At 33.7% G+C, this 13,999-nt stretch carries 12 protein-coding genes; 4 read left to right on the top strand and 8 right to left on the bottom strand.

All coding sequences use genetic code 11. The annotated features are described in order from the left end of the window. Positions 1-417: 417 nt before the first annotated feature. The 6 genes from OMO38_RS17215 to OMO38_RS17190 all read right to left on the bottom strand — a co-directional run bounded on the left by OMO38_RS17215 (position 418) and on the right by OMO38_RS17190 (position 5,981). Complete coding sequence (locus tag OMO38_RS17215) at positions 418-1,506, bottom strand: hypothetical protein (protein ID WP_264751424.1); 1,089 nt, start codon at positions 1,504-1,506, stop codon at positions 418-420. A 54-nt stretch (positions 1,507-1,560) separates the two neighbouring features. Next, complete coding sequence (locus OMO38_RS17210; protein WP_264751423.1) at positions 1,561-2,211, bottom strand: hypothetical protein; 651 nt, start codon at positions 2,209-2,211, stop codon at positions 1,561-1,563. Positions 2,212-2,213: 2 nt separating this feature from the next. Then, a complete protein-coding gene (locus OMO38_RS17205) occupies positions 2,214-2,465 on the bottom strand; it encodes a DUF3853 family protein (RefSeq protein WP_264751422.1) in 252 nt (83 codons plus the stop codon). After that, positions 2,462-3,019 (bottom strand): hypothetical protein, encoded by a 558-nt coding sequence (locus tag OMO38_RS17200; protein WP_264751421.1) that lies wholly within the window; start codon positions 3,017-3,019, stop codon positions 2,462-2,464. Before OMO38_RS17200 ends, OMO38_RS17205 begins: the two co-directional genes overlap by 4 nt. A 546-nt stretch (positions 3,020-3,565) precedes the next feature. Then, positions 3,566-4,411, bottom strand: a complete 846-nt coding sequence (locus tag OMO38_RS17195) for an RteC domain-containing protein (protein WP_264751420.1) — start codon at positions 4,409-4,411, stop codon at positions 3,566-3,568. Between the two features lie 46 nt (positions 4,412-4,457). Further along, complete coding sequence (locus tag OMO38_RS17190; RefSeq protein WP_264751419.1) at positions 4,458-5,981, bottom strand: helix-turn-helix domain-containing protein; 1,524 nt, start codon at positions 5,979-5,981, stop codon at positions 4,458-4,460. A gap of 55 nt (positions 5,982-6,036) precedes the next feature. On the opposite strand from OMO38_RS17190, the gene OMO38_RS17185 reads away from it, so the two are divergent. Beyond that, the gene (locus OMO38_RS17185; protein ID WP_264751418.1) at positions 6,037-6,462 is read left to right on the top strand and encodes a transposase; all 426 of its coding nucleotides are present in this window, start codon (positions 6,037-6,039) and stop codon (positions 6,460-6,462) included. Positions 6,463-6,620: 158 nt separating this feature from the next. On the opposite strand, the gene OMO38_RS17180 is transcribed toward OMO38_RS17185, so the two are convergent. Continuing rightward, positions 6,621-6,815 (bottom strand): hypothetical protein, encoded by a 195-nt coding sequence (locus OMO38_RS17180; RefSeq protein WP_264751417.1) that lies wholly within the window; start codon positions 6,813-6,815, stop codon positions 6,621-6,623. 1,891 nt (positions 6,816-8,706) lie between these two features. Here OMO38_RS17180 and OMO38_RS17175 point away from each other — a divergent pair. The 3 genes from OMO38_RS17175 to OMO38_RS17165 all read left to right on the top strand — a co-directional run bounded on the left by OMO38_RS17175 (position 8,707) and on the right by OMO38_RS17165 (position 12,924). Next, a complete protein-coding gene (locus tag OMO38_RS17175) occupies positions 8,707-9,303 on the top strand; it encodes a Crp/Fnr family transcriptional regulator (RefSeq protein WP_264751416.1) in 597 nt (198 codons plus the stop codon). A gap of 317 nt (positions 9,304-9,620) precedes the next feature. Further along, positions 9,621-10,346: a hypothetical protein gene (locus OMO38_RS17170; protein ID WP_264751415.1), complete on the top strand. Its 726-nt coding sequence runs from the start codon at positions 9,621-9,623 to the stop codon at positions 10,344-10,346. Positions 10,347-12,378: 2,032 nt separating this feature from the next. Continuing rightward, positions 12,379-12,924, top strand: coding sequence for a peptidoglycan-binding protein LysM (locus OMO38_RS17165; protein WP_264751414.1), 546 nt, complete (start codon positions 12,379-12,381; stop codon positions 12,922-12,924). Positions 12,925-13,423: 499 nt separating this feature from the next. On the opposite strand, the gene OMO38_RS17160 is transcribed toward OMO38_RS17165, so the two are convergent. Continuing rightward, entirely contained in the window at positions 13,424-13,975 is a 552-nt protein-coding gene (locus OMO38_RS17160) for a hypothetical protein (RefSeq protein WP_264751413.1), read from the bottom strand. Positions 13,976-13,999: the final 24 nt, after the last annotated feature.

The following is a 13,999-nucleotide window of genomic DNA, read 5'->3' as shown; positions in this document are numbered from 1 at the left end:
TTTATCCCCATTTCCTTTTAATATAGAATAAGACTTTTATTATTTTTATATATACTTTTAGGAGTTCGCTTGATCAGCTTATAGCAAAACATTTTATGATGCTTTTGAACGAGCAAAATTCCGAACTCTAAATAAGAGCAATTCCGAAAATTAAATCAGCACAAATCCGAATACTTTCTTTCTTTCGAATGAGCGTAAATCCGAATGGTATTTTCTCTCATCACTTATTCAAACGATTTACTCACAATTTTCAGAACATATTCACATTTTCAAATGTTCGTCAAATTATGGAACGACCGCAATTCCGAAAACGGATCATAGAATTTCATCTTTTTAACATCACTTTAACTTCAGCGAGAGCAAATCCGAAATTGGAATGAGCGCTATTACGAAATACAGATGAGTACAATTCCGACTTCATATAATAACAGGATAACCATTAGGCAGCAACCCTCCCATTTTAGTATCCCGGTATAACTTGATTATGATTTCCTGGATTGTGTTCAAGAATATTCTCCCTTGTGATTCCGTTGACTTTATTCCCCTCAATCTGCTCATTGTGATGAATTCGCTAAAAGCCTTATTGATCAGTTCTCTAGTTTGCGGAATATTTTTGTACTGATAGCTAAACTGAATCATCTCACTTTCCTGCAAACCGTATCTGTTTCTGAAATATCTTAACCGTCGAACAATATCGAGCTGCTCCCTGTTATGTTTTTCTACATCAACATCCGCGATCATTTTAGTAGAAAAAGGAAGGATATAGATCAAATCACCTTTATACTTAAAATTGAATGATAAATTATTATACAGGTTCAGGTTCAGCCTAGCCGGCTTTAGAAATTTAAAACATACATCATTAGCTGTTTTATAGTTCAGCCCAAATTTTTTATTTAAGGTTGAAAGCTTTAAAGCCGTTCCTTTTTCTGGCAGCTTCGAAAGCCAGATGGCAAAAATAATATGTTTGTTATTGCGGATATTGTACACTAAATTATACAGTACATAATTGTATTCCGGAATGACCAATAGTTTTTTCAGCCAATAGCTGCTGATCAAAAACGTGGTGTACCCCCATCGATCATATGTGGGTGCAGAGATGAGACCTCCAAAAGTTTTGATTTCCTTACCTTTTGAATTCAGCGATTTATACCAGCTCATTTTGAACTTCGCCAAAAATTCGTAAGCATCAACGACCTGTTTGCTGGAACCACTTGGAGAGATCTTACTGTTCCTAATCTTCATCGAAGCAAATACATTATGTTCCGTTTCAAATTCTTCATCGAATAAGGAGAGTTGACGGGGCCGATCTTCCGGACGAAACTGCTCACTGCTGATAATGGAAATAATATTAAAAATAACCCGTAAAGCATTAATCGGAATATCAGCAGTTCCATTATCATCAAAAATGAAATCATCGACGAAATGGTTACCCAATCGTATTTTATCGGGAACTCTTTCGTTATTATTTTCAAATTCCTTACGAACAAGTCTTACATGATCTGCCATATTAATTCACATTTTTTTCAGATTTAAATTCTTTACCATAAAATTACTTCCTGTCTAAATTTTTGGACGTTCGATACTTGGGATAACTGATACTGAAAGTTGATGCTCATGATCCCTATTTTTCATGTATGGTAATATGCTTTTTATGGAAGACTTCCAATTGGTAAGAGGTCGATTGGAATTATTCCGCCAACCCTTACGTAACCAATCTTCATATTTTTCTTTAACACGTAATTCTAATTCAGTATCGTACGTTTCCAATGTTTCCGCGTATTCAATAAATTCCTCATAACTTGGAATTTTTTTATGATCTACCTTAGGTACTAACTGCTGTATTGATGTTAGAATTTCCACATTCTGTGTTCTAGGAAATACAGCATTTTTTTCAATATTTGATTGTGCTACTTTGATTGGCTCAGCAATTTGTAGGGGATAATTTAACATTAATCTATAATAGCCCGGGATTCCGTTTTGGCTTTTGAATTCTATCAACCCAAATTTTGCAAGTTTCTCTTTTGTGGATTTAATCGTTTTCCTGGTAAGTCCCAACGTTTTACTCATCGCCACATCAGAAATATGGAAATCATACCGGTTATTGTCGTAGCCCGTTTTCAGCAGGAACAAATACATTGAAATTCCGGTAGCACCTATTTGGTTTTTTTGATTAAAATCCCAAAATCGTTGTATCAATTCAAGATAGTACATTATTATTTTTTTCCGAAAAGCGTTAATGCTTTTTCCTTGTCAACAATGATAATATTCCTGTTTTGAATGATAGCATCATCCAATATTCCTGATGACTTTACTTCAGAAGCTTTTGAGACAGAGCAACCCAAAATTTTTGCTAAGCCTTTCAGCCCATACTCGTATTTCTTTTCAGAACTGAGGCCTTTTGAAATCTCCAGGAATTCACCAACAGTCAATTGCCAGATAGGAGTATCAAGATTAATTTCTCTCATGTTTTCTGGTTTTGATTTGTATTTTTATAGGTATAAATCCAGTTTCTTGCGGCTGACTTCCAACACTTCACAGATCTGTCGTAACCAACCTTCCCGTTTTTCGATTGATATTGGGAATAGAACTGATTTGCTTGATCAGATCGAAGATCCTGCTCTAGAAAATATATCTCAACCTCAGAAAATACCGGAAAAGAAAAGCACATCTTATCACTGGATACTGTTCTCTGATTCTGTACAGTTTCGTTTTTTCCGAAGAAATCATCTTCGAAATCAATAATCTCGATAAAACTTCCTTCATAAGAATTGTACTTGGGTGAATAAATTATGAATCCTGCATGATGCAGCTCTTTTATACATTTGTAGTATGTAGGGAACGATTTTATTCGACTTAGCTTCATGACTTCTCTGCGACTAATTCGAAACGGATTTTTGTATTCATGGATTTTCCATAACTGGAATAAAGAAACATATAAACTGACATGTCCTGCAGTCATCTGCTGATCCTTAATAACATTTCCAAAAAAATCAATAATTTTATTAGCTTGCTTCATCATTATTGACTTAAATGTTTAAAGTTTGTAAGCAGTTCCCTACGTCTCCATGATTGTAACACAAAGTCCCTCCTACTCTACTGTAAGAAATAGTTCCGGTGATCCTCAGATATAACGTTCCCGAAGAAATGGTATGCATCTTCTTGAACCCGGAGATCCGAAGCGATAATTTGTATTCATTTGTCTTAGCGTAAAATAAATCTTTGATATCTTCCAGCACTTCAGTGTTAAACTGCTCTAGATCTTCTTGTCTAATAATAAGTATAGCCATGATTTCAAAATTGTTTTGTCTGACAAAGGTTCAAAATCACGGAAAATATCTTTCGGTAGTTTTTCGGTACTACCGAAAGATTTTCCTGTACATACTATGCATAAACACCTCGAGTTTCAAACACTTTTGAGTGATACGCATTTTTTACAGAAATCAATAAACACCAACACTATCGACTACTGACCTAAAAGGTTGTTGAGATTTTTTAGTGTGGAATAGAGGTTTGGAAGGATATTAGGAATTCAGTCCAACTAAAATTTCAGGCAGCTATGGGTAGCTTATATATCCAAATCATCAATATACTGCTCAAAATTTTTCTGAAGTAAAGAAATAAATTTAGTCCTGTCAGACTTTCTAAGTCGTATCTCACCTAAAGTTTTATGATAATTTCCTAAATTGATATGGAGTGAATTTTCCGCCCATCTGAAAATTTCCGCGAGATCAGAATGTCCGCCGTTGAAACACTTGGTTTGATGAAGCGCATATAAGAGTTCGATCAGTGCAACCTTCGGAGCTGTCCATTCCAATTTTTTCATGTGTGCGATTGAGCTTTCCTTGACATCTTTCGAATTTATTTTGTTCGATAAATATTGATCCAACAGATCATTGGCCAGGATCTGAGATACGATGTGATCATGCGATGTTGAAAATTCCTCATCATAGCTATATAATTCAGGACTAAGCTTTAATTTAAAATCAAATTTAAACCTGACGAAATATTTTTTATCCAGGTAAGTGGATTTCCGGCGATAGTAGCTGATAAATTCTCTTTGCTCATTGTAAAAATATAAAAGATTGGCCCTTTCATTTTCATAATATGATTGGAGAGCTTGTGGATCTGCGTAAGGTTTTGAAGCTTCTATTGCCAAAACCTTGGAGTAATAAATGTAAACTGCAATAAATTGAGGTTTGGTATTCTTGAAAAAATGAATTTCGTCACTCCAGTCTAAAAATTTATATTGTCGCAAGTGATCTTTCAATTGTCTAATGGCAGTATCTGTTTCCATCAAAATTTCCTCAGATCGACTGACGATATCGTTATCGCTCCTGTTAATCTGGTCTACTGTTGTTGTAAGATTCTTCCAAAGCTGATCATTTTTTTTTCTAAAATTTTGTCCTGTCATACGTTTATATATTTTGATAACGTAAAAATCGGATATAAAAAATTAGCTATCCATCCTGTTGCTTCAACTCCTCTACTCGCTTACGAACAAAGTCAGTAGGTCTTATTCCATGAATTTCCAAAAAATGATTTGAAAAGATCTGTCTGTTTTTCATTCCGGCTTCCTTGGCCAACGTGTCCATACTGTATTTCAGATAGATACTGTCATTCTCCAAAAGCTTCTTTGTGATAAATTGAATACGGACATTTTTGATATAGTTGTTATAGGTTGTCTTTAGATGAGTATTTAAAACATAGGATAGCGCATTTCTTTTACACCCAACCATCTTTGCAGTCTGCTCCAACGTCAAATTTTCATCTTTAAACTTTTCCCTTTCCACAAACACTTTGAGATTTTTTTTGATAGTATCTACAACTTCATCACTATATACCTCTTTTGAACGATGAACAACTACTTTTGAATCTTTGTAATTGATTTCTTCAGGATGACTTAACTTGTCCAGCAACTGATGGTACTTTAAAGTAAGCCTATGCTCCCTTTTTCTGAATCGATTCACTAAATACCACAAGATTATTAAACCGATAGCAATAATGATCAAGATAAAAACAATACCATATTTATTTTTTCTGAGAAGGCGCTCCCGGTCTTCAGTTAGTGAGTTGATATCATACTCCCGATGAATCCTCGATGATAAGAACGCGAAATCTGCCTTCAAAATTGAATCAATCTTGATCAACCGATTCGTATAGTACAGCTGTTTGCTTTTATCATTTCTCTCTTCCGCATCCTTAATCAGTAATTGATAGTTAGCAGTAATTTCCGGGGTAATAAATTTGAATTTAGTAATGATAGAATCAACTTTATTCAAATAAACCAATGAAGACGATCTGTCCCCTGAAATCCAATAAAGCTTTCCTAAATAAAAGTCGACGGTAGAAAGAGACGCGTAATCCTGTTCATGGATCAAAATGCTTTCTGCGACCTTCAAATATTGTAATGCTTGTTCATTATTACCTTTACGTAATTGCTGAATACCTTTTCCTTTCTGAAAGTATGCAAACTCCAGCGGATGCTGATCTGCATTTCTTATTCCTTTAAGTCCTATTTCAATAAGAGAATCTTCTTTACTGTACTGTTTCAGGTTTTTATAACAAGTACTCAGACGATAAATACTGTTGAAATATCCTGTTTCATTGTTGATTCTTGTATTTGGATGATCTTTTTCAGAAATATTCCGCTCATAGTAATCAGCCGTTTCAGTAAAATGATCCGCTGCGTCCTCATAATACCCCAAATAAGATCTGACCATTCCCAAATGGTAAACGATCTTATTCCTCATGTACAGATCTTTCGTGTTTTTAGCATTTTTAAAAGCAATAAGATATTGCTGAAGAGCCTTTCTGTAATCCCTCTTATTATAATAGTAAATAATACCTTTTTTTAAATACGCCCATGATATCAAATCAGCATCCTTAGTCTTACTTGAAACTGCAATTGCACTGTCTGCATACTTTAATTTTTGATCTACCGAACGACTATAAAAAACTGCTTCATCGAACCCTGCGATCAATTTAGATATCTTTTTAATTATTTAATCGAATCCTTAAAAAAAATTACAATTATCAATGTTGCACAAAGTAATACATATTGGACAATCAATAAAAAACCTTGTTGATCATCAAGGAATTAAAATTGATAGAATCTGTAAGTTCTTCGGTCAAGACGAAGATTTTGTTAATAATATTTTTGAAAGCAGTTCAATTGATTCTGATATGCTTTTAAAATGGTCAAAATTACTTGACTATGATTTTTTTAGACTATATAGTTCACATCTGATTTTATATTCTCCACCAGCTGCTGTTAAGAAGAATAAAGAGAACTCCCCTAAAGTAGCACACTTTAGAAAAAACATTTACACGCAGGAAATTAAAGATTTTATAATGAAGCAAATAATTTCGGGAAAGATGACGCAAGCAGATGTCGTAAAAGAATACTCGATCCCAAAAAGTACACTTCATCGATGGTTGCAAAAAAATCTGCCTGATAGCTAATTTATAACTTGTTTTTGATAGCAGTACTTCCGATCCAATTTTGAGGTTTAATATTTAAGAATTCTACATATAGTTTCATTATAAATAGATTGGCTACCGTATGATTTCTGATAATAATAAGACCTCTGCCAGCAAACTATTTTTTTAAAATGTTCATTTCATCGTAATAATGAGGGAAATAAATCATAGTCGCAATCGTATGTATAATTTTTCAGCATATAGTACGCACGGTTGTAACAATCTTCCCAGTTTTTGTTTTTGTCAAAATCAAACTTTTCGCTTCCGCCAAGAAAATCAAACTTTTTAGCAGCGGTCAGATCCTTGTGATAATGATGATTGCATAGCAAAGGCATCGGCATTTCCTTATTTATGAGTACTTTATATTGACCATTTAATAGGGCAATGGTCGCAGAATTTATTTAGCATCAGTCAGGAAAAATGACTTCCAGCAGCATTGGGCCACCAATCGATGTTTGGGCCATCACTGAGATGATCCGTCACCTCTTATACATTTTTGTAGTTATCCAACTGATATTGAATCCATTGTACCCAAGACATATCAGCCTGTTTTGAATATACTCTGCCGGACTCTTCCAAATATACTTCAACTAAAAAAAGACCTTTCTCATTAACTCCATAACAGGGAAGGTCATATCATAAAAGATTGAAAGTGGCAAAACCGAACTTTGATGTCCAATGTTTATTAGCTTTAAGTTGATTAGTTGTTAGATTTTGCCAACTAATGTTTCTTTTAAGAACACCCCTTTTGTTAATTATAATCATTCCCGGCATAGTTTTCCAATTTTCACTGAAGCCAACAACGTTATAATTTTTCCTGTCAGCAAAAAAGCCGAGCAAGCTTTACTTTGGACTGAGAGATGAAAAAACATATCGAAAAATAGCGTAGAAATAAAATTTTCATAAATAATGAAGATTATTATATGTTTATCAAGAATAGCTTGATTTGCAGGCATTGCTTTTCAAAGAACTTAATGTTTTGTAATTTGGATTTTTAACACTAAACAAATTTATAATCATTACCTGATAAGGTCAATGGTTATTAGTACCAAAAATATGATTAGATGTAAAAACTTTTAGACATATATTATAGCTATAGGAGCTAAGGTCGGAAGATGGTTAGGTCATTTCTTTGATCGTTAGGAAATCGGTTGATGAAAAATCAATTATGGAAGTTTCTTTGTTGACAATGATGTAGACTTCATAGGTCTTCTTTTGCTTGCGGTACAAACGGAAAATTTCTTGAATTCTGAATCAGCAACTCATTGTAGCTTTTACAAACATGGTTCCGAATACAATACCAACCATTAAATATTTCAGATTGTGATACCATTTGTGATGAAAATGGTCTTCGTTAAAGCAGATACTTTCACGACGACATATGTCCTAGAACAAAGAATAAACTCCAGGATTCTTTGTTTCAGCCGTATTTAAAAAAACTCACATTTGCAGGGACTCATAGGAAGAATGTGGGAAAAGATAAATCATGGTACAGCTGACTGCCCTTTAGGATGAACAAAACAATTGTTGGCTTGGCCAAATTTTCGACTGTGGTTTTCAAATGCTAATTTTAAAAAGATTTCTTATCCATTCAATAACAAAACCTGAGTTATCTTGCCATCGATTTATATGATTAAATATACCATTAGCAAGAATGTTAGGGGAATAAACTTTCTTTTCACCGATTGCCATTGGTCATTAGGTCTCAACAAACTGTTTTTATTATGTAATTGTGGGATGTGGCTTTATTTCATGCTTACACACTATTGAATTTACAGTTGAAAAACGTTTAGTCTATTGTTCTTAATTGAGTATTATTACCAATTACTTAAAATACAAGCAATATAATACTAGCACTAATTGGTAAAAATTTTATGCTTGAGGGTAATCTAAATTTTATTTCATATTTTTCACTTGAATGATTTCTTTTAAAGGTGATGATGAGTGTTCAATAAACCTGACTTCTAGATGCACCCCCATCCCACTCTTTTTATTAATATAATATTAAACGTGCATAGAGACCATTAAAATAGTCCATGCTAACTACTGGTATGAAGTATTTTGACCTATTATCTATTTTTTACTTATAAACGATTATTTTTTACTTCCTATTACTACAATTGTTCAATTTCGAAACAAAAATCATTTTCGGATGAAATTTTTTGAGTAATGTATTTCATCTGATCTTGATTTGTAGTACATTTAACCAACTAATAATTGCGTGATATGATAATTAATGAACATGTTCTCTTGTCTCATGGTGCGGATATATTTGAGTACAAAAGGGGAGAGTGTATTTTTTTTGAAGGATCTGTGCCAAAATATTACTACCAAATTATAAAAGGCGTTGTGAAATTGACTAGTCTCAACAAGGACGGCAGAGAATTCGTACACGGATTTCCTTTTGAAGGACATTGCTTCGGCGAGAGCTACCTTTTTACTGATAAAAATTATGCGATCAGTGCATTTGCGGAGAGTAAGTGCCATGTTATAAGGATTGCCAAGGACGCAGTTTTCAAAATTTATTCAGAATATCCAGACACCTTGTGGAATGTTGTCAAATATTCGGCTGACAGACTGCATTTCAGGTATATAATTTCAAGTTTTCTTTCTATTGGTGATCCTTCTTCGAAAATTGAAATATTATTTAAATACTTAAAAACGTATTTTCATGGAGAGGCTGACTCTTTGTTCGTTATTCCATATACACGAAAACAGATTGCTAATTTAACAGGTTTGCGGTTAGAAACTGTCGTTAGAGTTATTAAACGAATGGAGGCTTCAGAACAATTGCAGATAATCAACAAAAAAATTTATTTCTAGACTAAACCCTCAAAATATTTACCATTAAAGTGAATTAATTAGTTTCAATTTAAATTTTCCCTTTCTTTACTCTCTAAGCCTTGATTTGTTTAAAATATTTAATGATTCTGGTTTATTTGCATATAGTTTTGTAATGTAACAACTTACAGTTATAAAAGGTTACCAATAATGAATAAAAGGAAGTAAAGATTAATTTCATACGTAACATGGAATAAAAATACATAAAATTCAAAAAGATTGATTCAAGTCATATAATTACACTATTATAATGTTTTATATTTACAGTATTACTAACCATAACTAAATAATATTATATCATGAAAACTAAACTTTACCTCTTAGGGATGTTGTGTATAAGTTCGCTTGCATTCACTCAGTCGGGAAATGTAGGGATTAATACAGAAACTCCATCTGCTACATTAGACATCAATGGAAATTTAAAAGTTAGAACTACTCCGACCTCTGGAACTCTAACGAATTACACCGTTTTAGGTATTAACAATACCACTAAGGAAGTGACCAATTTAGACAATACCCTTTTTGCCTCTGCAAGTACGACGACTAATGGTACAGTCACAAAAGTTTCAGCGACTGGTATTGGGTCTGTCTTGGGACTTACGCTAACTAATGGTTTTCAAAAAATAAATTTTCCCGCAGCTGTCATAGGGGGAACCGCAAATTTTAACGCTGCAACAGATGTTTATACAGTGCCATCAGACGGAATTTATTCTGTAAAGTTTAGTTTCCGCTACGGAAATGGAGTTCAGCTTAGACTTTTGTCACTAACCGGTGGAGATCCTAGAATTGCTATATTTAATGGAACTACTTTAGTGGATGAAAGTATATTCAGTGGAGCGAATGTAAATCTACTCGGTGTTTTAGGAGTACTCAGCTTAATAGTGAGTGAAACAGATATTGATTCAGTGTATCGTTTTAATGCAGGTGATCAGATCACTTTTCAATCTAACCAGAGTGGGATCAATCTTGATTTGCTGAGCGAAAATATCAGAGCATCAGCAGTTATTTATAAAATTTCTAACTAATAAAAATATTCAAAAAAATCCACACTATACGGTGTAGTGTGGATTTAATTGGAATATGACCTCAATACCAAGATATTTTTTTTAGCAATTCTATTCCGGCTGGGGTCTAAATTTTATGGCTTTTTTTTTAGTTGTCAAATGATCTTCTTATTATTATCCTCCGCCGTCTACTGCTTAGATTATAATTACAATAACCATTATATTTTTCTTGATCATTTAATGTCTAAAAATCATAACTTCTGTACTAAACAGCCTTTATAGAACCAGTGTAGTCTAAATCTAGGGTTTTTATCATCCTTCGTAACAAATGGTTTCAATGGTGAAGGGTAAAATGCTCGCTGTATAGTCTCTCATAATTTAATGAGATAAGATCAGGAATTTTTACATTAGGTGCTTTTAAGAATGGTGGAACTATTGCTGCTGCACAAAAAATAGACCAATATGAATTTACATCTTATGTAACTATTTTTCTCACAGCCAATTGCTAGGCGAGGATATAGCGATGAAAATTTTTCAACAAACGCTGAATCCAGAAAAACTGGATACATTTTTAGCTTTATTGCCAATTTCAGAGAGCAATATTGAAACAGCTTAAGGATAACACAAATTTAATATATTATATAAAGCAGGCTTGGATAAATAGTATTTATTCAGGTCTCGTTTTCTTTTTAGTTGGCTGTCATTTTCTTATATTCTTTAGCATCTTAAAAGTATACAGCAACTTTTTTATCATTGTTCTTTATGAAATTGAAGTTGTGATTTGCTTTCATTTTTTATTATCTTTAAGATACCAAACAATAATAATATATGTAGTGCTTACTTTCAGCATGTTATGATTTTATTTCAATCTTTATTATCTTTCGGCTACAAAAAATCCGAGATTCAATTTAATGTTTTTCAATGGTTTTATATGTTTTTAGAGGGAAGTATTTTCTCTTATATGAATATGGTGTCTTAAGACAATTTGATTCCATTTTTCCAAATTGTTTATCTGTATACACATAATTGCTACCTTCCCTGCTTTCAAAAAATCAACTTCATTCTCTTGACATGTATTTCAGCATTTTCTCTACTCGGATAGTGAAGGATATAGATTAAAAACTGATAAAGTGTAGGAAAGGAGAGTACTTTTACACAAAATTTCAGGACCTGGCAACAATCCAGTTTTTAAAATTCCTCCTATTATAATGCTTTTTAAAATTGGATATCAAAAGTTGAAAAACTATTCGGGAGAATCTGCAATAAGAAGTCTCAAAAAAATCTAGACTTGTCGGATAATTCCAGTAATGTTGGGTGGCAACTTCTTCCATACGGTTAACATTACCACCTTACATATTGACGAGATATTCCGTCAGCAGCCCGTAGTAACTTCCCAACCACCATAAAATTTCCGTCTGATTCTCATTTTTATATTCTATTGGCTGTTTCCAAATGTTGTTTTGTACTTGGCTCGCTGGCTTCTAACTAATCTTTTACACGATCGGAATGTTTAGTGTGAGCCTACTAAAGGAGCATAATGTCGTAAGGAAATTGAGGTGAATCATAGCCTAGCACACCAAATGATTACCCATCATCTTTTGTTTCAGATTATGAAAAGTAGTGATCTGAAAATAATACATATCAGCAACCCCAAATATCGTTACCGAGGATTTTCATTTGCGCGTCTTTGAGTCTGAGGTATGCAGAATCAACGATCTAGATAGAGCGGTCATCAGCTAATATTTAATTTAAGAGGTATACAAATCCACACACCATTGGTCATCGTGCAAATCACAAACAACACGAAAGTAAGAATGTCACTAAATTTTATTAAAGGGACATATCTTTGAGAATTAGACTAACAGCAATGTATATACACCCCCAACATTTTCAAGCATTAGGGCTTTCTATTTAGATCATATGAATAAAGCGTGTAGTTATTTTACTACATGAATTTACATTTTTCACTACAAAGAAACTTTTATCGCTGCCGTAGATTTGTAGTGTTCAAAAGACGGAAACTCAACAACAATAAAAATTAAATATTACGATCATGACAAAACATATTGCAATCTCAGTCTTAACTATCGGAGCAATCATTTTAGGAACCAACAATGTTCAGGCTCAAAATACTACCGCAACGACAACCGTAAACATTACCCTGAACGATGTGATCTCTATTGATGCGGGAAGTACAGCAATCGGTAATACAGTTGACTTCAACTATGCTACTGCAGCAGACTATAACTCTGATCAAACCATTACTAAAGCCAACTCTTTGAAAGTGACTTCAACGAAGAACTTTAACGTTAAAGTAAAAGCGGGGGGTGCCAATTTCATGAATGGAACCAACCTAATCCCTGTAAATGTTTTGACGATTAAAGCTGCTGGATCTGCCGGAACAATGGGAGGAACAAAAACTGCTGTCGTTTTATCTGCAACGGATCAAACTTTAGTCACCAATGCTCCTCTTGGAAGTGCATTAACATTGAATCTGGATTACACGATTCCAGCTGCGAAATCATCTTCTGCCGATATTTTAGGCAAACCGGCCGGAACTTACACGCAAACAGTAACTTATACTGCAACCGCTTTATAAGTAAATTTTTTTCATATTAATATTTTGTGATTTGGTGTTTCGAAGGCTTCCTACAGGAAGCCTTTGATTTTGTACGTATTGATGCCGATGCAGAAAAAGTTAAAAATCCGGGAATAAGTATCTATCAGCTGTAAGGTCGAATCTATGTTTAGGGCTTTTAAATCAAAGATTCAGTAAATTGTTAAGCTGTCTTAATTCTTTTTGAAAGTTATCAAATCTCAAAAAACGATTTATTCAATACGAAACAACGAATTTACAGACTCCATACCTTAAAAAAAATATAGTTTACACCGATTCTGTAAACATTTCTATTAGCATTATAACAGTTCAGGATAAGATCATCGTACTGTATTATAAAGCCTGCCTTCAGCATAGGCACCTTCTATTGTAGAGTGATCAGATATTATAAAATCAAACGCTGCCTTATTTTTAAAGCAGCGTTGGGTTATCTATCTATTCTTTGATTACTTTGTAAGCAATTCTAACATTTCAGTATGAACTACAATGTTGCTTTCCAGAAGCTCCATCTTGTACCATTAAAAACAGCGAGTCTTTTTGCTCCGGCTTTATTAACGTAGACCATCATTCCGGGAGCGGGATTTATCACATTCTGGACATCTTCGACAGTAGGAAGGAGCATAGCTTTCGAAGATGATTCCAGCACCAGAATTCCCTCCGCAGCAGTAGCATCTGAACCAATAATCGCTTTTGCTCCAATAGTTTCTGTAACCTGTGTCAAAGAAGGCTGTATGGATAATGAAGAAGTTACATCTCCGTTCTGTCCGCTTAAATCCATCCATGTTCCATTAAAATATTTAACTCTGGCATCTGTTGCGTTGCTGGCATCTAAAGCGATTGTTCCTTCGGCTGGAGCTATAGGCATTGTGCGTAAATAAGGCAGTACAATTCCTTTATTCTGCCCTGCAGCAAATTCAAGAAGAACTGAAGTTTTTTGTCCTGCAGGTGCTGTACCGATTGCATCACCAATTATTATTTGACCGTTTAACATTGCCATCGCAATCGTAAACGCAGTTACATATAATTTTTTCATTTAATTTCTAATTACAATTTATGT

This window comes from Chryseobacterium kimseyorum (assembly GCF_025971945.1).
GTDB lineage: Bacteria > Bacteroidota > Bacteroidia > Flavobacteriales > Weeksellaceae > Chryseobacterium > Chryseobacterium kimseyorum.
Note: the sequence above shows the minus strand (reverse complement) of the source record. Positions and strands in the feature narration are given on the sequence as shown.

Coding starts and splice junctions, on each gene's coding strand:
- OMO38_RS17210 (WP_264751423.1), bottom strand. CDS start 2,211: ATGTACTATCTTGAATTGATACAACGATTTTGGGATTTTAATCAAAAA.
- OMO38_RS17185 (WP_264751418.1), top strand. CDS start 6,037: ATGTTGCACAAAGTAATACATATTGGACAATCAATAAAAAACCTTGTT.
- OMO38_RS17170 (WP_264751415.1), top strand. CDS start 9,621: ATGAAAACTAAACTTTACCTCTTAGGGATGTTGTGTATAAGTTCGCTT.
- OMO38_RS17160 (WP_264751413.1), bottom strand. CDS start 13,975: ATGAAAAAATTATATGTAACTGCGTTTACGATTGCGATGGCAATGTTA.
- OMO38_RS17180 (WP_264751417.1), bottom strand. CDS start 6,815: ATGCCTTTGCTATGCAATCATCATTATCACAAGGATCTGACCGCTGCT.
- OMO38_RS17215 (WP_264751424.1), bottom strand. CDS start 1,506: ATGGCAGATCATGTAAGACTTGTTCGTAAGGAATTTGAAAATAATAAC.
- OMO38_RS17200 (WP_264751421.1), bottom strand. CDS start 3,019: ATGATGAAGCAAGCTAATAAAATTATTGATTTTTTTGGAAATGTTATT.
- OMO38_RS17175 (WP_264751416.1), top strand. CDS start 8,707: ATGATAATTAATGAACATGTTCTCTTGTCTCATGGTGCGGATATATTT.
- OMO38_RS17165 (WP_264751414.1), top strand. CDS start 12,379: ATGACAAAACATATTGCAATCTCAGTCTTAACTATCGGAGCAATCATT.
- OMO38_RS17195 (WP_264751420.1), bottom strand. CDS start 4,411: ATGACAGGACAAAATTTTAGAAAAAAAAATGATCAGCTTTGGAAGAAT.
- OMO38_RS17205 (WP_264751422.1), bottom strand. CDS start 2,465: ATGAGAGAAATTAATCTTGATACTCCTATCTGGCAATTGACTGTTGGT.